The 24,107-nt window shown below is 45.4% G+C and carries 14 protein-coding genes; 8 read left to right on the top strand and 6 right to left on the bottom strand.

Going from position 1 to position 24,107, the window contains the following annotated elements:
- Position 1 precedes the first annotated feature (1 nt).
- From LZG72_RS24435 to LZG72_RS24425, 3 genes are all read right to left on the bottom strand, one after another.
- Positions 2–217, bottom strand: a complete 216-nt coding sequence (locus tag LZG72_RS24435; RefSeq protein WP_233877762.1) for a hypothetical protein — start codon at positions 215–217, stop codon at positions 2–4.
- 272 nt (positions 218–489) lie between these two features.
- Positions 490–1,200: an RHS repeat-associated core domain-containing protein gene (locus LZG72_RS24430; protein WP_233877761.1), complete on the bottom strand. Its 711-nt coding sequence runs from the start codon at positions 1,198–1,200 to the stop codon at positions 490–492.
- The gene (locus LZG72_RS24425) at positions 1,173–2,177 is read right to left on the bottom strand and encodes a hypothetical protein (RefSeq protein ID WP_233877760.1); all 1,005 of its coding nucleotides are present in this window, start codon (positions 2,175–2,177) and stop codon (positions 1,173–1,175) included. The genes LZG72_RS24430 and LZG72_RS24425 overlap by 28 nt, the downstream gene beginning before the upstream one ends.
- 730 nt (positions 2,178–2,907) lie before the next feature.
- On the opposite strand from LZG72_RS24425, the gene LZG72_RS24420 reads away from it, so the two are divergent.
- The 6 genes from LZG72_RS24420 to LZG72_RS24395 all read left to right on the top strand — a co-directional run bounded on the left by LZG72_RS24420 (position 2,908) and on the right by LZG72_RS24395 (position 13,008).
- A complete protein-coding gene (locus tag LZG72_RS24420) occupies positions 2,908–3,162 on the top strand; it encodes a hypothetical protein (protein WP_233877759.1) in 255 nt (84 codons plus the stop codon).
- Between the two features lie 164 nt (positions 3,163–3,326).
- On the top strand, positions 3,327–6,731 hold the full coding sequence (locus LZG72_RS24415; protein WP_233877758.1) for a SusC/RagA family TonB-linked outer membrane protein: 3,405 nt from the start codon (positions 3,327–3,329) through the stop codon (positions 6,729–6,731).
- A gap of 37 nt (positions 6,732–6,768) precedes the next feature.
- Entirely contained in the window at positions 6,769–8,412 is a 1,644-nt protein-coding gene (locus tag LZG72_RS24410; protein WP_233877757.1) for a SusD/RagB family nutrient-binding outer membrane lipoprotein, read from the top strand.
- A gap of 99 nt (positions 8,413–8,511) precedes the next feature.
- Positions 8,512–9,831 carry a hypothetical protein gene (locus tag LZG72_RS24405; protein ID WP_233877756.1) on the top strand — a complete coding sequence of 440 codons (1,320 nt, stop codon included), beginning with the start codon at positions 8,512–8,514 and terminating at the stop codon, positions 9,829–9,831.
- A 25-nt stretch (positions 9,832–9,856) separates the two neighbouring features.
- Positions 9,857–11,215: a PhoPQ-activated pathogenicity-related family protein gene (locus LZG72_RS24400; protein WP_233877755.1), complete on the top strand. Its 1,359-nt coding sequence runs from the start codon at positions 9,857–9,859 to the stop codon at positions 11,213–11,215.
- Positions 11,216–11,238: 23 nt separating this feature from the next.
- Positions 11,239–13,008 (top strand): metallophosphoesterase family protein, encoded by a 1,770-nt coding sequence (locus tag LZG72_RS24395; protein ID WP_233877754.1) that lies wholly within the window; start codon positions 11,239–11,241, stop codon positions 13,006–13,008.
- A gap of 3 nt (positions 13,009–13,011) precedes the next feature.
- On the opposite strand, the gene LZG72_RS24390 is transcribed toward LZG72_RS24395, so the two are convergent.
- A complete protein-coding gene (locus tag LZG72_RS24390; RefSeq protein WP_233877753.1) occupies positions 13,012–14,298 on the bottom strand; it encodes a hypothetical protein in 1,287 nt (428 codons plus the stop codon).
- Between the two features lie 129 nt (positions 14,299–14,427).
- Here LZG72_RS24390 and LZG72_RS24385 point away from each other — a divergent pair, with 129 nt between their 5' ends.
- A complete protein-coding gene (locus LZG72_RS24385; RefSeq protein ID WP_233877752.1) occupies positions 14,428–15,645 on the top strand; it encodes a DegT/DnrJ/EryC1/StrS aminotransferase family protein in 1,218 nt (405 codons plus the stop codon).
- Here LZG72_RS24385 and LZG72_RS24380 read toward each other — a convergent pair.
- Together LZG72_RS24380 and LZG72_RS24375 are read right to left on the bottom strand one after the other, a co-directional pair.
- Positions 15,635–16,678: an RNA ligase family protein gene (locus LZG72_RS24380; protein ID WP_233877751.1), complete on the bottom strand. Its 1,044-nt coding sequence runs from the start codon at positions 16,676–16,678 to the stop codon at positions 15,635–15,637. The two genes, LZG72_RS24385 and LZG72_RS24380, sit on opposite strands and share 11 nt — an antisense overlap.
- Before the next feature lie 28 nt (positions 16,679–16,706).
- Positions 16,707–22,808: an alpha-2-macroglobulin gene (locus LZG72_RS24375; protein ID WP_233877750.1), complete on the bottom strand. Its 6,102-nt coding sequence runs from the start codon at positions 22,806–22,808 to the stop codon at positions 16,707–16,709.
- 222 nt (positions 22,809–23,030) lie between these two features.
- On the opposite strand from LZG72_RS24375, the gene LZG72_RS24370 reads away from it, so the two are divergent.
- Entirely contained in the window at positions 23,031–24,104 is a 1,074-nt protein-coding gene (locus LZG72_RS24370) for an efflux RND transporter periplasmic adaptor subunit (RefSeq protein ID WP_233877749.1), read from the top strand.
- Positions 24,105–24,107 lie beyond the last annotated feature (3 nt).

Raw genomic sequence — 24,107 nt, 5'->3', positions numbered from 1 at the left:
ATTAGTCGAATCTCCCATCGTTTTGAAGTGATTTGATTGAGAAATACACACTGTCGATCGCTATTTCTTTTCCGTAACGAATACGCCGTGAATATTTTACAGCTTTGATCGTATCTCCAAGTACTTCGCATTTATACAGCTCCTTTTCATCACATTGACCAATAAACTTTCTAAATGTTACTGAATCAGTTACATAATAGGAGTAGTCGTTCGTCATGAGAACTCCCCCCTTAAAAGTTTCAAATTTCTCTTTGAAAATAGTATCTCTTAAACGCTCAGTGTGCTGGTGGTTACTTTTATTGAACTTGTATACATTATCACAAAATCTAACTCCTGCAATAATCAAGATCAGAATCAAAATACTCTTAATTGCTCTTTTTTTCATTGTCAGCATGGATCATTCCTGTTGTTGTCCAAATAAAATCATCGGCCTCATCTCCAAGTGGTGGACGGGTCGTAGGCAGCATTGAGCCAAATTCGCCAATTGCTTTATCCCAGTTTCTTAATGAGATCTTTTCCCGTTTGAAGAATACCAGCCGCTCCCCATAATGTCACAGGGCTATATCCATCACCTCCAACATATCGTCCGGTATAACCGAAGTTATAGTTCCCGAAATCAGCACCGCCTTCAATGAAGTTTAACTTCCCGGAAGTAAAAGAGGTTACCCTATCTGTGCTTTTTTCGTATTGCGCAGCAGCTCCGAAAAGATTTCCCTTTTGAGCACTGACATCTTTGTAATCCCACTTTCCTCCGGGGCGTACTGCATTTGCGAAGCCTAATGCCCCCATCATCTTGGCCGCGTTTTTATTGTCTTTCATGACATTAGGTAATATTCCACTTATGTCTACAGACTTGCCAAACTCTCCAATTTGGGTGAGTGTTCCCTTTCTTCCCTGCTGATAAATGATATTATCTCCACCATATTGTTTTTGAACAACGCCTCTGTTATTGACAATCGTAGTATCTCCTAATGGATCGCTGAACCGCACCGGATTGTTGTTCATGGCGGCATATAAGCTCACAGACAGATTTGGTTTTGGGTCAATTTGCATCCAGCGGCCAATGGCTGGATCCAATCCGCGATAACGTGCCTGATAAATCCCCGTCTCGGGCTGGCGCTCAATCCCGTTGAACAAATACCTATTTATTTCATTTCGAATCTTAATATTCGTTACCGGGCTATTCCGATCAATCTCCAACCCAAAAGGATAATAATCCGTCCTCTGCAAAATTTGCCCAAACTCATTAAAAACAACGTGCTGGCCGCAACACTGCCAGCCGGCGATATTGCTGCGCAATCCACGATCTGACCTGCGTAATTGTAGCAAAAAGAAGAGCGAACAGATCCGCCAGCATTATTGGTAAGCGTACTTTTCAGGCGATTAAAGAAATCATATTCGTAAAAAATTGTCTTCGCATTTGGGTCCTGAATGGTTTCTACGCCAATCAGCGGTTTGTAATTGTAAGAAACCGTTTGGGCTGCCAGAGTTCCGTCAGCAATTGTTCGCTTTTTTAGCAAATCTGTTTTCCCAATGTCCGCAATACCATAATATTCCAGCTTGTTAACCGGGCCATTTTGTTCTTTGAAAGTGAGGAGATTTCCACGGGCGTCATATGTGAGGAATTCGGCGTCTGTGTACGATGATGCGGAGTTTCCATATTTACTTGTCACTATTTGAGGCAGATAAAGCCCATTGAACACATTGTAGCTAATGGTGGTCAGCTTGATAGGAGAGGGCAGCGCGTCAGATCCGGTATAATGGAAAACTTCACGAGCCGGGGCTACGATATTTTTCGCGACCATTGCGACGTTGACCGCATCTGCCAGATTAAAGTTGTATTTGTAACTTGTTTTTAGGAAGCCACCTTTGCTATTATTATTCGACGTGATGTCGAGTAACCCATTTGGCCAGTATGAGTCGCCATTAATTTTTGAAGTCTTATTATAAACTGAAAAATACATCTGATTGACCAAATGACCTCTCTCATAGGTAAAGTTGACAGCTTGACCGGTGTGCCGGACTATCGATTTGAGGTACCAGGCATTACAAATCCACGTATCCGTACCCTGCTCAAAAAAGTCGATGCTATATTCCATGAAAGCCATGTCACTTCCGCCAAAAGTGTATTGTGTGCCAAACTCATCCGTGATGATGAAACCTTGAAAGTGCTCCATGTAGTTACCTTTCGCTAACCACGGATTACCATTTTTGATATTGGTCGGCGGCGTAAAAGGTGTGTATAAATGAATCCCTTGTGTGGTGATCCGCTCGACTTTAACCGGCCTGTCACATTGAACTTTCCAAATTCCATCGCTCCCAAATAAAACTTGCCCGAAAGTCCCGGGGCAATGAAGCTATATTCGTCGGGCTCGGTGTCAATGAATGTGCCCGTGGCATCATTAGGGTTAGCGCTGCGGTATTTGGACTTTGTACGGTGTGTGGAGGCTTGGGCACATTCTCTTGTGCTAGCAATGAAAACACCGGATTGTCAGCTGATTTGATGCTGTCCTGTGCGGGCTTCAGTTGCCCAAACACTTTTGATAGGACAAGCGTAAAAATGAGAACGAGAACAGGTAATGAATTTTCATCCTTTAATTGTTTTTAGTAAAAAATGACCTAAACCTGCTCATAGGCAGTTTTTGCCGGCTTGTGGCAAGCTGGGGGCCAAGTTTTTGAAGGATGTGAGTATGGGGGTCAAAGAAATAGTTGGCAGGATAAGCCAACTATTGAAATATCTACGAACCCAAATACTCTTAGGTGAGCAGGAATTATTTAACGGTATAATGTTAAATCGTTCAGAGTTTCTGTGCTAAGTATTCCCGTAGCCAGAAGAAAAACCTCCCCCGCGAATAGTCTTTTAAATACAAAGAGTAGTATTCAACGCAGACTAAACCAGCTAATATTATGTCACTATCCCGGGCTGAAAAATTGATCCAAAAATTGATCAGCAACAAACTCTCGGGTAAGGAATTGTCGGAACTTCTTGAAGGTATTTCCAGTGAGAAGGAGCAAAAGGATTATTCAGATGCGCTCGAAACCTATTTCAATGAGCTGCTGAATGCAAATCATCCAAATGGGGCCTCCCAGTCGGGGAAGCCCCGGCCTGGGGAGGCTCAGACTGGGGATTCGGAGCAGGATCCGGCAGACTCTTCCCCCTGAATTAAATAATTGTTACCAGATAGTACTTGCATTGAGTTTCAAAGTAATGTAAACAGAATTGACGGGTTTTCCCGGGACACCAGTTAGAAGCTTCTTTACTATTCATTTTTACCAGCTCTATTTCCAGTTCATGACTTGTGACAATCACCTTAAATTCAAAAACTATGGATCCAAATTCTATTATTAATGTCAGGCGAATGCTTTGGTGTTTGCTCGTTGCTGCTCTTCTCATCAGGCCCGATTTTTCGCAGGCACTGAATGCAAAGGTTCTGGATAAAACCGTAAGAGGAAAAATAACGGCCAAAACAGACGGATCAGCGATGCCCGGCGTCAACGTGATCCTGAAAGGCACGCAGATCGGTACGACTTCTGATGCGGGTGGAAATTATACGATCACGGTTGATGAGCGTAACAAGCCGGTCCTGGTGTTTTCCTACATTGGTCATGAAACACAGGAAATTACCATTGGTAATGAGTCTGTCATCAATATTTCACTGGTTGAAGGTGCAGAAACCTTAAACGAGGCTGTTGTTACCGCACTGGGTATTTCCCGTGAAAAACGGTCGCTGGGTTATTCAGTGGGCGAAATAGATGGGAAAGACATCAGCCGGGTGGCTCAGGAAAATGTGTTGAATTCCATGGCAGGTAAAGTGCCGGGTGTAACGATCAGCTCCACAGGTGGAACAGGTTCTTCCGTGAGCATGATCATCCGCGGTGCTACTTCATTAAGTAATGATAATCAGCCACTTTTCGTAGTGGATGGTGTTCCGATCACCAACACGCTGAACAACATCAGCCAGATTGGTAACGATAACCGTGTGGATTATGGAAATGCGATTTCGAGCATTAACCCCGACGATGTTGAAAGTGTTTCGATCCTCAAAGGACCAAATGCAGCTGCATTGTATGGCTCACGGGCAGGTCACGGTGTTGTTTTGATCACCACAAAAAGTGGCAATAAAGCCAAGAAAATGACGGTTTCGGTCAATTCAAATACCGTATTCGACAAGCCTTACAGATTCCTGAACATGCATTCGAAGTTTGCAACAGGGGTTTTGCCATTTACGCCAGACAACAATCCATTTCCCGGTGGCATTCTGCAGATCGAGGAAGGTTCGGCGGGTGGAGTTGGTCCGGAGCTGGATAAAGGCTATAAAGCGATTCAATGGAATAGTCCGAATGATGCGAATGGTAACCCGATCGCGACGGAACTGGTTTCGCACCCGGATAATGTAAAGAACTTCGTGCGCACCGGTATCACCACTACCAATGGCGTTTCAATTTCGAATAGCACGGATCTGGTGAATTACCGTTTGTCGTATTCCAATATGTCAAACAGAGGGATTATTCCAAATTCGGACCTGTTCCGTAATTCGCTGAGCTTGAACACTTCTGTGAAACTGAGCGATAAAGTCCGGGTAAGCTCCAACATCGATTTCAGTCGTAACAACTCCAACAACCGCCCGGCAACAAACAGAGGCGCCAACCCGTTGCAATGGGCTTATGCAGTTTCACCGCACATCGATATACGTGATCTGAGAAACTATTGGGTTCCTGGTCAGGAGGGTTTGCAACAATTTTCACAAGCACCTGGTGATTATAACAACCCTTATTTCCTTGCTTACGAAGTGAACAACAGCTTTGTCCGTGACCGCGTGTTCGGAAACCTGAAAGCAGACTGGCAGATCACCCCGCATCTGAGCTTAATGGGGCGGTATTCGTTGGATACGTATCGTGAGGAGCGTGAGACGAAAATCGGGAATAGTTATACCAATGACGCCCGCGGTGCTTATGGTATCATCAACCTGGCGAGGTTTGAAAGAAATGCAGATTTCCTGGCAACTTATAAAAGAGACATCAGCGATTTCAGCTTCTCCGTTTCAGCGGGTGGAAACACACGTTATCAGAAAAACAGCGATCTGAATACCGCGACCAAAAATGGTGCTGGTTTGGTTATTCCAGGCTTATTCAACATTGCGAACATTGCTCCTGCCAGTCTGCGTTATGAAAGCTACAGGTCACAACGTGCGGTGTTCAGTGCGTACGGATTGGCTAACCTCGGATTTAAAGACATGGTTTTCCTTGACCTTACTGCCCGGAATGACTGGTCGAGTACATTGCCAAAAGCGAACCGGTCGTACTTTTATCCATCTGCTTCACTCAGCTTGTTGATCAATGAAATGGTGCCTATGACCAATGCGATCAGCTTGTTCAAATTGCGAGGTGGCGCGGCAAAGGTTGGTAATGACACAGATCCATATAACCTTCTGGCCACGCTGGAAAACAGTGGTGCATGGGATGGTGTGACCAGGTTGAACAAAGGGGGGACCATTCTTCTGCCTGATCTGAAACCTGAAATCGCTACTTCTTATGAATATGGGCTTGACCTCAACCTATACCGGAATAAGCTACGTTTTTCAGCCACTTATTATCAGGTTGAAAACCGTAACCAGATCATCCCAACCAAGCTGCCGGGTTCAAGTGGCTCCACCAATAAGAAGATCAATGCAGGCCTTCTGGTAAGTAAAGGGCTTGAATTCACACTGGGCGGAACACCGATTGACAAAAACGGATGGAGATGGGATGTGAATGCAAACTGGTCGAGAAACCGTACGACGATCAAATCACTCACAGAAGGACTTGATTTCTACACGCTCTGGACGGATGCAAAAGGTGGTGCATGGACGTATGTAGGGGAGCAGATCGGAGATTTGTACGATTCTGAAATCGTGACAGTTGAGGACAAAGCATCACCTTATTATGGTTATCCAATCCTGGATGAGAACGGTTCGTGGCAAAGTGTTAGCGCAGCCAACTCGCGTAACAAGATCGGAAACTTCAATCCGGATTTTATCCTGGGTATGCAAACTTCAGTGTCTTACAAAGGCTTCTCTCTGAACATGACATTTGACTGGAGAAATGGTGGTGATTTTGTATCGCAAACGTATCGTTATGGCGAATCGGATTTGAAATCGCAACGTTTTCTTGACAATCTGATCAATCCAAATGGAATGAGCGGCGATGAATTAAGAAATTACCTTGTCAATAACAATAAGGTGGTTATTGAAGGGAACAAGTTCAACATCGTGGGTGGGCCAACCAAGGAATATGGTGGTTTCCCATTCGAATATGGCGGAAATACTTATGATTACGCAGTATTCAACCCAGGTGTGATTGCCGAATACAATGCAGAGGGCAATATCACGGGTTATGTTGAAAACCTTGGCGGGCCTGGTACCAAATACATTCCTTATGGAGACAATTATCCATGGGACTTCACGCGCGCAGCAACGTTTGACGCCTCTTTTGTGAAGCTTCGCGAAGTTTCACTGGGTTACGACCTGCCATCCGGTTTTGTAAAAAGACTTGGTCTGCAGAATGCGAACGTGGCCGTGTATAGCCGCAACATTATCCTTTGGACCAAAGCCAAGATCGGTATCGACCCTGAAATGGCATTCCAGCAGGAATCAAGTGCGCAGGCTGGGACCCAGTTCAAGCAGGGAATCGAACGCTATAATGTGACTCCGTGGGTGATGCCAATCGGTTTCAAACTTGGGTTAACATTCTAATTTAAATCAGATAGTCTATTTAATTATAAATAAACTCATGAAACTATTTAGCAAAAAATTTCTCATCATGCCGTTGCTTCTGGCTGGTCTGGTCTTTTCCTGTAAAGATCTCTCAGAGCTGAACGAAAACCCCAACGGTGTGGGTCCGGAAAGCGTTAACCCGAATCTGGTTATGCCGACTGTTTTGACCGAAGCTGCAAAAAGGTACGTCAACCTGGGTTATCAGGATATCGCCGGAGTTGTACAACATACTCAGAAGGATGCCTGGTCCAGTGGTCATAATGACTACGACTGGGGTGGAAACCAAAGCTGGAACGAGTACTATGACATCTTGAGAACCAATGACCTTTTATACAAAAGGGCTATTGAGTTGAATTATGAATTTCACCAGGGAGTTGCTCTAGTGATGAAATCCTTCATGTTCGGGCTCATTACAGATCTGTGGGGAGATGCTCCTTACACCAATGCGCTAAAAGGAGAAACCGGTGGTACTGAGAATATCTTGCCTGCATTCGACACGCAGGATAAAATTTACGCGGGCATTATTGCTGATCTTGAAAAGGCCAATACACTTCTTTCCAAAGCGAGAGCGGATTACCCTGGAATCGTTGACAATGTAGATGTATACTACGGCGGCGACCCTGCCAAATGGCGGAAAATGGCAAATTCATTGCTGCTGCGTTACTACATGCGTCTCTCTTCAAAACAGCCCGATATTGCCAAGGCCGGTATCGAAAAAATCGCAGGCAATGCGGCGATGTACCCGATCATTACCAGCAATTCCGATGATGCTACGATGTCATTTCCTGGTAACACCGAAGCAGACGCCTGGCCGGCAAATGCAGTTATTGATGCGAGCGGGAGCAATTATCGCCGCATTAAAATGGCTGCTACTTTGGTCGAAAAGTTACAGATATTGAAAGATCCGCGATTGGGTATCTGGGCTAATAAGGTTGAAATACCATTAGTCGTTGACGCAACTCAGCCTGCCGGAACGGACAAAATTGTAGATGGAAAACGGATTCTTTCTCCGGATAAAGTGAAAAATACACTTTATGACACGGATCCTGAATACGTAGGCCTGCCGACGAGCTTCTCCGCTTTGCCATCGGCTTACAATTTGAACCCAACTCCCGGGCAGACTTCGTTCAACCCGCACGTGTCGTTTTTGAACAACATTTATAAAGCTGCAAAAGGGCCATTATTGAAAGCACGTCTGATCTCTGCGGCCGAAGTACATTTTATACTTGCGGAGGCCGGACTGAAAGGCTGGTCTGCCGGTGTCGCAAAAGACCATTATGAGGCTGCGATAAAGGCTTCTTTCGAAACCTGGACAGTGGGTAGTTCGTATGCTGCTTACATCGCACAGCCAACCGTTGCTTTTGACAAAACCATCAAGCAGGTGATCGAACAGAAATGGATCGCAAGCTGGACTGCTGCAACCGAAGCCTGGTTTGATTTCAGAAGGACTGGTTTTCCGGAGTTGAAAGCAGGCCCTGCGGCGAAAAGAAATGTGTTGCCGGTAAGGTTCTACTACATGCAGGATGAGCTGCGTATCAACAAGGCAAATGCAGAGGCGGCGGTGAGTAAGTTGGAAATAACCGCTTATTCTCAGGCCGACAAAGGAAATAGCGCCTGGTCGAAACCATGGCTGATACAAGGAACTGGCAAACCCTGGTAGTGTAATTTGAATTAAGGTGAAGTAATTGAAACCGGGGCTGTCCGATTTGTACCGACAGTTCCGGTTTACTTTTAAAAGACGAATCAAACATTCTTTGAGATGAAAATCACAATCGCATTCATTCTCTGTTTTGTTTTTAGTTTGTTTCACGGCCTGGCTGCGCAGCATTTCAAGGCAGCTGCGGCAGTACGGGTGATCACACCAAACCCACTTCTGCCCGTTTCCGGCGGCATTGGTACACCCAAAAAATCAACCGAGAAAAATGGCGAGCTGTATGCCCGTGCCTTAGTTCTTGAAAAAGGCGATGTCCGGATTGCCATTGTGAACGTCGACAATCTCGGCTGGCCTGCGGCACTTGGTAATAAATCAAGAGCTTTGATTAAAGGCATTAAACCGGAAAACATTCTGATCGGAGCTACTCATACCCACAGCGGACCGGATGCATATGGTTTTCCGAATGAAAAAGGAGAGTCATTTGCGGATTTGAAATACCTGGATCAATGTGTGCAGCAAATTGCGGATGCCGTAAATGAAGCCGTTAAAAATCTGCAGGATGCTTCCTTGAAAATAGCAGTAGGTGAGGCCAAAGGGAAAATCGCTTACAATTATTATGCAGACCAACTTTATGATCCGCGTTGCGGGGTAATACAGGCAATTGCCACTTCGGGTGCCAAAAAAGGAACTCCGATCGCCACTTTGGTTAATTATGCAATCCATCCCGAGGTAATCGGTTCGGGACGGGGAATATTAAGTCCCGACCTATGTGGCCCGTTATACGACCGGATTGAGGCTCAGGGCGGTGGAGTGGCCGTTTTTATGAATGGGGCACAAGGGGGTATGGTGACTGCGGACGTCCGGCTTGAAAACGGAAAGGAAGCCAACGACTGGAATGAATGCAAACGGATAGGCGAGTTGCTGGCGGATGAAGCATTAAGAATTGTGAAAAATGCGCCGGTACTGGAAAATCCACAACTCTACTGCACCGCCAGGAAGATAGAATTTCCGGTAGATTCCGAGATCATGCGGTACATTCTACAAAAATCACCGATAAAAAATGAAATGGCCGGTGAAAACCGGATCGCCACCCAGCTTAATCTCCTGAATATCGGCACCGCTCAAATCCTCTCCATTCCCGGCGAGGCGCTACCGAATATCGGGTTTTACGTGAAAAGACATATGAATACAAAACAGCCTTTTTTGTTTGGCCTGACCAACGATGCGTTTGGGTATATGCTGACAAAAGTGGATTTTAATAGTTTTAAAAGGTATGAGTATGTGAGCCGGACAAGTCTGGGCGAGATGACCGGCGAGATTTACATCGAACAAGCCCTCAAACTAATTAAGGAAAGTCCCTGGCCGGAAGGCTCCGGATCGGAAGGCTCCCGACGGGATGGCCCGAAACCAGAAGAAGTAAAATGACCTCCCAATTAACAATCCGTATTGTATGAAATTGAAAAATTTGCGCATTGCATTGCTAGTGCTTTTCATCAACATTCTCAGTGTCAATCATTTATTTGCACAAAAAATTACACCTGAAAACGCCCTTGAAAGTTATCTCGCAAATGGGGATAAAACGTTTAAATGGGAGCTTAAGGAAACTTTCCAACGAGGTGATCTGACGATTTACAATCTGCTGCTGACCTCTCAGAAATGGCGGGAGTTTACCTGGACACACCAGTTAACCCTCATTGTTCCAAAAGAAAACAAGCACGATGATGCATTGCTTTTTATCACAGGAGGCTCCAATACCAATGAGCTGCCGAATTGGAACAGTAAAAAAGACGACAAAATGTACGCGTCGCTCGGCAAAGTGGTGGAGACGAACCAGGCCATTGTTGCATTGCTGAAACAGACGCCGAACCAGCCTTTCTTTGGCGATCTTACCGAGGATGCGCTGATTTCCTATACCTTACATAACTTCAAAAAAGACAAGGATTACAGCTGGCCGCTGCTTTTTCCGATGGTGAAAAGTGCCGTGAAGGCAATGGACGCCGTTCAGCAGTTTTCAAAAGAAAAATTGAATCACACGATTGACAAATTTGTGGTGACCGGAGCGTCGAAACGCGGCTGGACAACCTGGCTTACCGGGGCAAGTGATAAAAGGGTGGAGGCGATTGCGCCTATGGTGATCGATGTGTTGAATATGCCGGTAAGTTTGGACTACCAGATCAAATCCTGGGGCGAGTATAGCATTCAGATCGAAGATTATGTGAAGCTGGGCATTCCGCAATCCACCGGCTCAGCCGATGGAGAGGCCATTACCGCGATGATCGATCCCTATTCGTACCGAGCTAAACTGACCATGCCGAAGATGATTTTTATGGGGACCAATGACGAATACTGGGTGGTGGATAATATCAAAAACTATCTGGATAAAATTCCCGGAAACAACATGCTGCATTACGTTCCGAATGCCGGTCACGATCTGGGCGACGGTGTACAGGCCATGGAAGCATTGAGCGCTTTTTTTGGTTCGACCATTAATAAAAAACCATATACGGAATGTAAATGGACGCAAACGGTAAGCAACAAAACAGTGAACCTTACCATTAAAACGTCGCCGGATGTCTTGGAAGATGTGATCCTGTGGTCAGCCAATTCTACAGATCAGGATTTGCGAAATGATCAATGGACAAGTAAAAGCTTGGGTATCAAAAAGCAATCGTCCGTAAAAGTATCATCAACTTTCCCGGCAAGCGGTTTCCGTGCTTTTTACGTGGATTTGAAATACAGGACCCCGAAAGGCGATACCTACACCGAAAGTACCCGCGTGTTCCTGACCAGCAGCAAAGCACTGCTATAATTAATTCAAAAAACGAAATGCAATTGAAGGTTATAATACTAGCCATTCTGCTGGCAGGCACATTCATGTCTTGCCAACCGAAAAAGGAGCCTGTTTCCGGGACAGTCAAGGAAGTTATCGATCGTGCCGTGACACGGTTTTACGAAAAACTTTCAGCGGCACAGCTGGACACGATTTCTGAAAGTTACATTCTCAGTTCGCTGAGTGATGAAGAAAAAGAAATACTAGCCACGAAGTTTTGGTCATTTAATGCCAGTGTACCCGTTACCGTTTCATTAATGCGGGACACGGCTCAGAAAGTAGTGCCTTTCTGGCTCGCAAAAAGCGGATTTATAAAGACTGACGTGTTTGTGAAGAATGAAGAGTATACCTATGAAGTGTGGAAAAAGGATTTTGATGAGGGTACGGTCGGTCTGGGAATCAATGGATTTGACAAACACAGGCCGGTTTACTTTATCAGCGTCGCGCCTCAGGATAGTGATCAAAAACTGACGATTACGCAGGTGACGCCTTCGGAATATTCGTTGGGTACCCTGCAAAAAGGTGCATTCACCTATCATGACTGGGACGGATTGATCCTCACAGAAGTCCCCGAACAGCTTACCGGACAAACACTTTTTACGACTGTGCGAGGACGTGCAAGAGAAGCACATTTAGTGCAGGCATTCCGAAAAACAGCAACACCTTCGTCCGAGAACCCCGATCAGATAATCCTGACGTGGAGTAGCGATCCGACCAGTTCGGTGAACGTTCAATGGAGAAGTAATTTTAAAGCGAAATCAGGCAAAGTGAAATATTGGATTCCAGAGAAGACGGACACTTTGTTCAATGATGCCTCCGCATTTGAAATGGAGGACAGGCTTTTGCAGAATGATCGGTATGTAAAACGCTTTACTTCTACACTGAAAGATCTTAAACCGGGTACATTATACCATTATTCAATTTGTTCTGAACCAGGGAAATGGACGGTGCCAGCATCTTTCAAAACCGCTTCTGTTAAAAATGAAGGCTTTTCGTTTATCTGGTTCGGAGATACGCATTACTCGCCGATCTGGGGCGAAATGGCGCAAAAATCTGTAAAACGGCATCCTGAAACGGCTTTCTTTTCTATCGCCGGGGATCTGGTAAGTACCGGATTAAACCGCGACGACTGGGACCAGCTTTGGGCACACGGGGGCAACACGTTTACGACTAAACCATTGATGCCGGTTCCGGGGAATCACGACAGCCAGGATGGGCTGGGTGCGTGGATGTATAAGGAAATGTTCAGTCTGCCTGAAAACGGGCCGGCGAAACAGCCGTCGGAAATGACCTATGCGTTCAGCTATCAGGATGCGCTGTTTTTAATGCTCGATGCGACGTTATCTGTTCCGCAGCAAAGTGCGTGGGTGGAGGAGCAGTTGAAGAAAAGTAACGCGAAATGGAAGTTTGCAATGTTCCATTTTCCACCTTATAACTTCGAGGAACCTTATGATGAAATTATGCGGGAATGGTGCTCACTTTTTGATAAATACCACGTGGATATGGTCATGAACGGGCATATGCATTATTACCTGCGTACCAAACCGATGTTTAATAAAAAACCTGTCGGTTCACCTTCGAAAGGGACGATATACACGATGTCGATCAGCATTCCGGGCAAGCAGGTGCGCTGGCCGGAAGAGGATTATGCGGTCGCGAGGTATAAGGATGGGCCTCTGTACCAGCACATTTCGATCAATGGAAATACACTGAATTACACATGTTATGATCCGGACGGAAATGTAAAAGATCAGTTGGTGATCAAAAAATAAGCACTACTCGAACCGGAGATTCGCCCCTTTCAATTCGCCGTGAGAACTTACTGCCACTGCTGTAAGAATGGCTAAGAATGCCAGGATAAAAATAAAATTTAACGTCCAGCGACCCAGGTTTAGTCCGCGGTTTGTGAATGAAGGCTCTAACTTGTTGATTAACAGCCCGACGACCACCAGATTGGCAATGTATAGATATTGTTCACTGCGGTAAAGGCTCATGAATGCGCCGGTAATCAGCACGCTGAAAATGGCATATAAGCCCAGATTGATAAGGAAGAATTGCTGTAAATGCTTTCTGACCAGCTGAGCTGATTGCCATTCACTTTTGAAATAAAATCGATAGAGACTGTAACCGGCGAATGCTGGGATCAGTAAAAAGGCGATCCATTGTACATTCCGTGCGATGGATTCAGCATTTGTAAATGGGTCAAACGAACTGATTATTCCTACAAGCCGATCCGTTTCAAATGACTGGTCCCAAACTACGAAAGGGATGATCAGTGTGAGAATGACGATAGGGCCAATGAGATTGGTTTTTGAAACGGTTTCATCCGATTTGTCCCAATGACTTGTGAAGGTGCCATAAGCCATTCCAATGCCTCCAAAAAAGCCGATTGAGTATTCCATTACGTTCCAGAAATTGAATTTAATCCCCGAAACACTGCCCATTACCTGCAGGAAATTGCCAAATGCAAAACCGAAACCGCCACCTAACCCTGCGAAAATCGCGACGCGTATTGCGGAATATTGTTTGTTCCTGATCATATACCAGAACAATGCGATACACATTCCGAATGCGGCTGCCCAGGCCTCAGAGCGCGGCGGAGTCATCAGCCAGCCCAGCTGCTCGATCAGGAAATAGTAAAAGATGATCGCTCCCGCCGTCATTTGAACGATCAGCTGCGGCCATTTTACCGGCTTTTCGCGATTCGAAGCCATGGTAAGTCCAAACAATCCACCGCCGATCAATCCAAATAAGCCGCCGATGACGAACAACATCAACAAACCATAATACACATTTCCGAAGTCGAGCCCACGGGCATAGCCCACCACTTTACCATAACTAATGATCCCGCCGATTCCCCAGCCGGCTGCGGATGCAACCGAAAGCTGGAATGCTTTGGCGTACCAATCCGGTCTTTTGGAAAGAAGCACAATGCATAACCCGCCGATGCCGCCGGCCCAGGCTGCGCCTTGTTCGTGACCGAATTGTCCGCGTATAGCCCAGGCAGTTCCAAGTGACATTCCTGAAATCAGAAGTATATACAGCAGTTGTCTGTTGTTCATTTTTAGAATCAATCGCTTTGAGACAATACTGAAACATGAAGAAAATGGACTATGCGTAGTTCAACGGGCGTCGGTAGTAGCCTGAAACGCAAAATTTTGAGTATGAAAAGCAGGATTTAAAACACGGATATGAAAGAAAACCTGGCGATAAACGGCGGCGACAAAACCATCACAAAAGCGTTCGATTGGCCTATATTTGATGAAAATGAAGTCAATGCGGTTGCCTCAATTGTCCAAAGCGGAAAATGGGGAAACCCGGATTGTGCCGACGAAGTTGCCAGGTTCGAAAATGCATTTGCAGCCTACTGCGGCAGCAAGTACGCCATTACCTGCGTAAATGGATCCGTTTCACTGCGTCTGGCATTGATCGCTTGTGGCGTGAAACCCGGCGACGAGGTAATCGTTCCACCCTATACGTTCATTACCACTGCTTCTTCGGTGATTGAATGTAACTGTGTTCCCGTTTTTGTCGATATTGACCCTGAAACTTTTAATATCAGTCCGGCCGCCATCGAAGCGGCGATCACGGAGCGGACAAAAGTGATTATCCCGGTGCATTTTGGTGGACTTGCCTGTGACATGGACGCGATTATGGAGATCGCCCGACGGTATGGTTTGAGAGTTATTGAAGATGCGGCGCATGCGCATGGCGCAGAATATAAGGGCAAAAAACTAGGCTCAATCGGAGATGTCGGCAGTTTTAGTTTTCAATCCTCCAAAAACCTGACGTCTGGTGAAGGCGGTATTGTTATTACGGACGACGACGAATTGTACGCGATGATGCATTCACTCCGTAATGTGGGCCGGATCGAGAGTGGACAATGGTATGATCACTACAATCCGGGCTGCAATTACCGGATCACACAAATGCAGGCGGTTCTGCTTTCGGAACAATTGAAAAGATTGGAAGGCCAGACGCAGAAACGGAATGAAAATGGATTGTATCTGAACCAATTGTTGGCTGATGTCGAGGGTATTACGCCTTTGCGGCGAGGCGAGGAGATTACGATGCATGGCTATCACATTTATATTTTCAAATACGACGCATCCAAATTCGGCGGATTAACAAAAAACGAATTTGCCGAAACGCTGGCAGCAGAAGGCGTGCCTTGTTTCAAAGGGTATCCACATCCCTTGTACAAGCAGCCCTTGTTTCAAAACAAAAACTTCATGTGCTACGCCATCCCCGAAACCGCAGATTACAGCAATGTATACTGCCCGGTCGCCGAGCAGGCTTGCCATACAGATGCCGTGTGGATTTTACAACATGCGATGTTGGGGGAAACGGAAGATATGGAAGGTTTTGTGAGGGCGATTCTGAAGATTCAGGGAGTGGTTAAAAGCTAGTCTTGTTAATGACGGTAGCGATCAAATGTAAAATATCGTTTTTGATCCGGCCATTGAGCCACTGAATTTGCTGGTCGCCAAACTCATGAAGAAGATTATCATTGATGTGGTTGAAATCGGTGAACACATCTTCCAGAAATTCGTTTACAATGTTTGTTGTATTGTTTTCCGAGCTCAAACTTCCAATTTTTGAGATTGCACTATTCAATCTGTTTAGGGTTATGTATTTCCTTAACTCGGGCAATATAAAATCCAGCTCCTCGGAGAAAGTGCTGATTTGGGGCACGTGTGACCATTTTTGTGCCTGGTGGAATCTTTCGTTCTCCTGGAATTCAGGGTTTTTTATTTTAAGTATCGGTCTACTATTGAATGTCCCCGGCGGGATATCCCCAAAAGGTTTTATCACAATGCCTTCGATAAAATTCGCGGGTATCGGAGGTAATCCAAGTTGAAAGGGGATCGGGCTTTCCATTCTCAGGTCAAAATTCAGTACTTCCGAAAGCTTCCCTTTTTTCAATGGCACAGCAAATGGAATATCGAATTTTTGAAAATAGGCAATGGCAGTTTCGTAGCTCAGATATTTTTTAATGGAGGATTCCTGGTCTTCCGTTGCGATATCGTACGCATAGAAACGGATATCTGGTGAATAGAAAATACCTGTTTGAATGGCACTCACTTCCATGATAACCTGAATGTCGGGGTGCGGGTAGATTCCCCCGAAAAGCTCCCCATAAATGATAATTTTTGTGGCTGCAAAATCGCGGCTTATCGCTTCCAATAATTCGGTGACTTGTGTTTCTAACATAACGGCAAACATTTGGAAACCAAAAAAATCGCTATGCCATTCTAAAAGCTCTCGCCTTTTCCCATAAAGGAGTTTTTTGTCCTGATAGATAAATCTGAAATGGGCGCCGTGGATTTTTTCCGTCGCAACCCATTCGAGCTTGTTCAACTGGTTGAAAGCAATCTCGTCGGCAGCCAGGTCCTTGAAACTCGAGGCTATTTTTTCGTAATCGGACAGGGTATTCTTCATTTTGGTATAGTGTGAATTGAAAACGAAATTAATCCCGGACGACCTTTATGCGTACTCCCTCGCTATGAGCTGAAAACTCCGGCGCGTACATGCATTGAACGCTCGTAATTCCATTGCTGAAATTCCCCTCATGCGTTACAAAAAGCGGGTATTCAAACACATGGGTACCTTTTCTGACGTAGCTGAAAAAGAAGTTTGTGCTGGCATCTTTGGTGGTTTCGTAGTAACCCAGGCCGTTCTGCCATTTGTAGCTGCTCAAAACATGTACAGGTTCGAGCGCGGATGCGCGCATGTCCTTCATATGCACATATTCCATACCCCTGTCTGCGCGCAGCTCGATGCGGACTTTGATTTTGTCGCCAATGTGCAATGTGTCGCCCTCATTTACCATTGAAAGCACCGGGCCATTGTCTGTATTTTTTTCGATGAAAAGCTTTTTTGAGAGCTTAAACGGTGTTTCAGCGAAGCTGATGTGGTCGAGATCTTCAAAATATTGCCAGTAAACAGCTCCCCAGGAAGGCTGGGACGATGACTTATCTTTATCAGTGACATCCATTCGAATGTTACCCGCCTCGGCAGTAATCTTATCCGATTCGATTGCCTTTTTGAAATACCCGGTACCTGCTTCGGCATCATCCTGTGCCGGCGTAAGAATTGCTTCCCCCAACTTTACGGAAACTGTTTTCTGATCGGATAACCAGTTGCTGCCGCCCAACAGCAATGCATAACATGCCTCGGCAGTTGCTTTTGTACTTTCCCAGCTATTGGTTTGTTTGTTTTTGAGGAGCCATGTTTTGAGATTACTTAACACTTCATTGTCTCCGCTGATTTCCTGAAAAACTTCGATGAATAATGCCTGTTGCTCCACCGGCGCCTCATGCCACCAGCCGCTTCGATTACTTTTCCAGTACATGCCCAATTCTGCGTCATACACGGCGGTTTCTTTTAATGATTTCAGGATGGCTTTTGGAGTAGACGGGTCGCCCGTCCGGTGCAATACCAATGCGGTCATGCCCTGCAAGTATTGGGATTGCTTTGCCCAGGTTGCTTTTGCACGGTTGCGGAAGTGGGTGTAGGCTTTCTGGGAAGCGGCTGATATGCGAAGTTCCGGGAAAAAGCTTCTTGCGTATAGGTAATGTACTTCAATAGGTGAGGAAATTGGGCCTTTAAGGTACGCATCGCCGTTTTTCAACCGGTCATAATCCTCTTTCATTCGTTTGTCGAGATAGGTAATAGCAGCCAGCAGCATTTGGTTTATCCTATCCTCCTGAGTCTTTTCAATCGCATTCGTCTTTTTCAAATGGCCGATTGCAGCAACAATATATTGCGTCATATAGCGGTCATCGGGCCCGCCTTTGAACCACACAAAACCGCCATTCTCGCTTTGTAATTGAATTAGCTTGTCCAGATCGGCATTCAACTCCTTACCCATCCGGACCAGATCAAAAAGCAATGCAATATTCTGTTTTTGCCGGGCTTCCGTTTTTGCGGCAAGTACCCACGGCGTTTCTTCAAGCAATACCGACTTTAATTCCTGATTCTTCTCCAGATTACTCAGCAATGCAGTTGTATCGGCGGTCCGCCAGGTATCGAAGATTTTGGCAATGCGCGGCGAACTTCCGGCAATGTGCGCACCAAGTGAATTGGCATAATACCGGTTCCAGGTTTGTTCCGCGCACTCGTATGGATATTCCATCAGATAAGGCAGAGATTGGATGGCATACCAGGCAGGATTACTGGTATATTCGATCGTTAATGAATGATTTTTCAGTGTCTTGGAGCCTTCGGAACGGAGCAATTTCTCAAATTTGAAATTTTTGCTTCCCGTTCCACGCATAGAAATGGGCATGCTTTCCGTCACGAGCATTCGGTTGGATAAAACCGGCAAATGATCCTCTTCCCCATCCGATAAGTCTGCCGATTTAGCCACAATCCGCCAGGTGAGCATTTTGGTAAACTCTTTCGGGACTTCAATGGGGAATCCTACCGTTATGCTTTGTCCGGCTGGAATGTCAAATGGACGTTCTGCCTGATCATTTTTAAAAATGTCATCGACGCGCTGATTTGTTTCTGTATCAAATAATTGGAATGATACCTTTCCGGTTAATGCACGGTCCGAGAGATTTACTACTTTGGCTGGAAAAGTAATGCGGTCGCCTTCCCGGAGAAAACGGGGCGCATTGGGCTGCACCATGATTTCTTTCTGAGTGATGATTTCCTTTAAACTATACCCAAATGCAAGTTCTTTGGTATGTGCCAGCGCCTGGAATTTCCATCGCGTGAGTGCCTCGGGCAGGGTAAAGGAAAATGAGATCGATCCGTCTTCATCTGTTTTCAGGTCAGGATAAAAGAATGCGGTTTCGTTGAAATTTTTGCGGATTGCTATCTCTTTACCTGCATTTGGGGGGGCTTGTTCTGGTTTTTCTCGAGAAATTTTGTCAGCTGGTGCTTCCATTTTTTCCTCCATCGGGGGTGACGCTGGCGCGGCGAAAGACAGATCATCTTCGATCTGGCCGCGTTTTTTAGTGACGGAATTTTCCGTTATGCTCATCATTCGACGACGTACATTTCTCCCACCACCACCACCACCAGGTCTGCTATTCATCAAGGCATATGCTCGCAGCAGCTCATCATATTCTTTGTCAAAACTTTTGTAAGAACTGAGGGGCAGGTCAAGTATGTCTGCATTTTTGGACGAAAAGTTTTCATTCGCATTCCAGGATGTTATCCCCGATGAGACCGGCCAGGGATCCGGCTTGGTCCATTGATGCATGTAAAACTGGTCCAGCGATGCGTCATACATACCCGCCAGCATTTCCGCTGCAACTTTGTCTTGTTTATAACCCGAAATCCTGATCTTCCATGCTTCCTTACTTCCGGGCAATGTTTTATCGCGGAATGTTTCATAGTTGATTTTCAAGTCTTTATTCGTTCCTGGAACCTGGATTACTTCCTGATGCTGATGAATGCGATTGTGTTTAACAAACAGATAGGAAACTCCATATCCGCCACGGTCGGCTTCGGTCGCAGAGAAATTCAGTGTCTTTTTTTGATCATTTAAACTAAAAAACTTGTATTCTCTTGAAACCGGCTTTTTACTGGAATTGGTGATCACAAAGAGCTCATCGGCCGATGTCGCCAGCTTGATCGACGTGGCTTCGCCCGGCTCAATGGGGGAACTGCTTTCTGCCTGGAGATAATCGGGACGAAGAAGCTTATCGCTTTTGGGATCGGTAAGTTCGATGTATTTAATGTCCTTTACTTTTTCCTTGTTTTCATCCTCGGCACTGATTTCGATTTTATAAAAACCCGGGGCGAATTTGGTGCCTGGCAATGAGAATTTTTGATTTTCCGCAAGACGGGCGGTTTGTTGAGCCATTACTGTCAGCTCCGGCCAGGTTTCCATTTCTGTTTCATCATCATATTCATCATGCGGAAAGTTTGCCAGGAATTCCGGTTTAGACATTATAAACAAATCCGGGCGCTCCCAGTAACGCGCACGGATCAACCTTTTTTCCGGAATCAGGCTGGTGATTTTTACCGTAACATCTACCGAGACAAGTTTTCCATTCATATTTTCCGCGCGAACCGAAAGGTTTTTAAGGCTATCTGCGGCGAGTATTTCAGCGATATCAGATTTCAGAACAATCGATTTATATCCAGCCGATACGATCGTTTCCGAGCTTCTGGTTTCGCCATTTGAATCGGTCACATCAGCATAAATGGCGTAATCGAAAACCGGGTCGAGTTCCTTATCGATTTGTTTGTCAGGCAATGCTTTAAAGTTGACCGTAAAGCGGCCGGACACATCCGTGGTGGTTTCGCCATGCGTCAATTCCTGACTTTCACTCATAGAAGGCCGGTTCCACCATCTATATGAACGCCCGTAATAAGGAAACCTAGCATTCCGCACGACACGATATGATACTTTCGCGCCGTCAATCTGGTTTCCGGCGTAGGCAGTAGCCGTGCCCGCGACTTTTATGGCATCGTTCAGTTTATAGGAATTTGTTAACGTGTCAAATTGCACGGAGAATTTTGGCCTTTTGTATTCTTCCACCCGAAAATGAACCGAATGTTCATTGTTTGCCCAGAGTGAAAACGCGCCGTTTAATGTGCCTTGCGGAAGTACAAATGAGCCCGAAAAGCTTCCGTATTCATTTACAGTTTTCGTCGATTCTGCAACCGATTCCCCGTTTGCATTTTGCAGAACAATATCAATTTCTTGCTTATGATCTTTTAAAACAGCATTGCCTGCGCGCGCAATTCCTTTGTAATAAACCGTTTGCCCGGGGCGGTACAAGCTGCGGTCCGTGAAGAGATAAATTGTTGTATCTTCCTCAATTTCTGCATCTTGCTCGTCGATATTGGGCGGATTATAGTAAGTGCCTATCGGTTCTTCGATAAACAATTTGTCTTGTTCATAGGTGATTTCCAAGGATTGGGCTTCTGCTTTTTTGCGGGCAATCTCTTCCTTAACTCCGAAATAGCCATTCTTGTCAGTTGTGTATAACGCCCCTTTTACTTTTTTGTAAGTCCGGAATGAATAATCGTATGACTGGTACCACATCCGGACGTTCGCACCCGGCAACGGCTGGCCGGTATCTCTGTTTAAAACAAAAAAATCAGCCTCGTTTTGAACGTAGCTGATGTTGCTAATATGGATCATTCGCGCTCCAACGAGCGCTTTGTTTTCGTTAAAGTCGGAATTCGAACTGGCTAGCAGCATATATTGTCCGACTGGGAGACCTTCCACTTTTATCTCTATTCCATGGTCCTGATAGTCTTTTGTGTCGGGTAACGGCTGTTCCCAGGCTCGCACCAATGGAGCGCGCAACAAAGTTTTCCATGTCTGGGGAAGCCCGTTATTTCGATTATTAAGATTGATTTCGCCCGTTGTTTTAACAAGTCTCAGATACAGTCGGGGAAAATTTTTAAACTTCACAAAAACGAGAAACGGCTTTTGGGGAATGTTAACATGTTCAACTTCAAACTGTAGTTCTTTCGCCCGGATGGTATGCAACAAGTTATATGCATTAATTCCACCTTCCGTTTCCGCATTTTCATGGATTACTTTTTCACATATTTGAACCGCTTTTACCTTTTCAAAGCGATAGGTAGAGTCTCTGTCGATCTCAAAGCGATCGCCACGTTTCTGGTAGTAACTGGCCACGAGGTACCAGGCCTGGGCGGCAGCCGGCGCTTGCTGATATTGCTCTGCGACATGGTTAATGGCCATAAAGTAAAGCTGATCGGCGTCGGGATGAACCGATTTCGATTTCACATATTGAAGCCTTTGCAGGTCAACGTCAATGAATGCGTCGGGTTCCGGATCATTGATATGAAAAGCAATTAATTTCTGGTACAGTTGAAGCGCGAAGAATTCCATGGAAGTGGAATCCCGGGTTTCGAATTTTCGGTGGATAAAGACAGCAGCGGGATCAAATGCGGAAGCAGTATCAATCTCAAATGCGTAGGCTGGTTTTTTGAGGTCTCTCTCGTCCGAAGAAAAATACTTTAATGCACTGTGTGTCAGCAGATCGTATAAAGTCGGTCGTAACTTCCTGGTATTTCCTTTGGTAATTATGGCTTCGAAAGGGTCAAGTTTTGTTTGTTTAAGCAAACTTGCATGTTGGATGGAAGCCAGATATAACTCAGTGATTTTGCTATGAAAATCCGCTGTTCCCCAGGTTCTTATATCCTCTTTTAAGTAATTCGCGGTAGCGGTTCGCTGGTAAAGCTGCCACCGGATGGATTGATAATAGAAATAATATTGATCAGCGACCAGACTGCTGAGGATCGATTTTACAGGCTCGCTGCTCCCTGCCAAATCGGCCTCCAGATCTCGAATGGAAGCAACCTCATTGTTTTCACGGGTCTCGGACTGAAGTATTACCATATAAATAGCCGCCTTCACCAGCTGCGCATCCTGCTTTTCTTTTTTGGCGAGCTGGTAAATCTTTTTAACCTCCTCCAAAGCAGATTTGGAAAGTGCCTTCTTTTGGAATTCTTCAACGGTTTTCCATTCAGCATCATAATTTTTTACGCGACCCTGACCTTGTGTGTGCATAGTGATTGAAAAGACAAACAGTGTGAGAAAGTGATAAAACAAGACGGATCGTATTTTCATTTGGAGGATATAAATGCCTGTTTTAGTAAAAAATAAATATAGCGGAGTAGAGTTGCGATTCTTAAATGGATTATCGAAAGGACGTGGTAACTTTTATTTGGAGAAAAGTATAAAAGTTACCAATTGACGCTTTGTACAATATGAAGTATCTTTAAAATAGTCAATCTTGAAAATATAATTAATTACAATACTTTTTGAACGAAATTTATTTTTAGCTGAACTATGCGTACAATAATGCTGGTTGGAGTCGTGATAATCGTACTGGTGCTCGGTAAACTATTTGTTTTCTCGAAACCAGGAAAAGATGGCGGCACTAATGGAAAAAAAGGAGGTGACGGAAAGAATGTGAAATCGTCCGGCGGCGGCGCGGTACCAGTGAATGTGTATGTAGTCGGCAGGGAATCCATTGAAAATCAAATTTTTGCGTCAGGTACGGTCTTGCCGAACGAGGAGGTAAATCTCATGTCGGAAGCTACGGGTAAACTAGTCAAGCTGGACATTCAGGAAGGTGCGTATGTGACCAAAGGCCAGCTTATCGCGAAGATTAATGACCGGGAATTACAGGCTCAGCTGCAAAAGGTGATTTACAACCAGGAACTCAGCAAAAAAATCGAGGCCCGCCAAAAGAAACTGTTGAATGTAGAGGCGATCAATCTGGAAGAATATGACATTACTTCCAACAATATCAAGGTACTGGAAGCTGAACAGGAGATTCTGGAAGCCCAACTCGCCAGGACGGAAGTGCGCGCGCCATTTAATGGACGGATCGGATTGAAATACATTAGCGAAGGCGCATACATGGCGCCGGGTACGCCCATCGTTACGGTGGTACAAAGCAATCCCGTGAAAATCGATTTTACAGTTCCTGAAAAGTATACGCCGAATATCCGGATCGGAAATGTGGTGAAATTCAACCTGGATGGTGATCCTTCAACCTTTAATGCAAGAATCGTGGCAGTGGATCCAAAGGTGGATGAGAACCTGAGAACCTTGCGGGTGCGGGCAATCGCGCAAAATCCGGACGGGCGTTTTTTTCCGGGGATGTTCGTAAAAATCCTGGCGGACCTGGATGCCGATAAAAATGCAATGATGATCCCGACCGAGGCAATTGTGCCTGTTTTAAAAGGTAAGAAGGTTTTTGTAGTGAAAAATGGAAAAGCGCAGGAAGTGATGGTAACCACCGGATTGCGTACGGACAAGAAAATCCAGGTAATGGACGGTCTGCAAGTCGGTGATTCGCTGATCACCTCCGGAATTATTGCTATAAAGCCAAATACGGCCGTGAACCCATTGTAAATT

Source organism: Dyadobacter sp. CY323 (assembly GCF_021390245.1).
Taxonomy (GTDB): domain Bacteria; phylum Bacteroidota; class Bacteroidia; order Cytophagales; family Spirosomataceae; genus Dyadobacter.
This window is presented reverse-complemented; position numbering and strand designations above follow the sequence as displayed.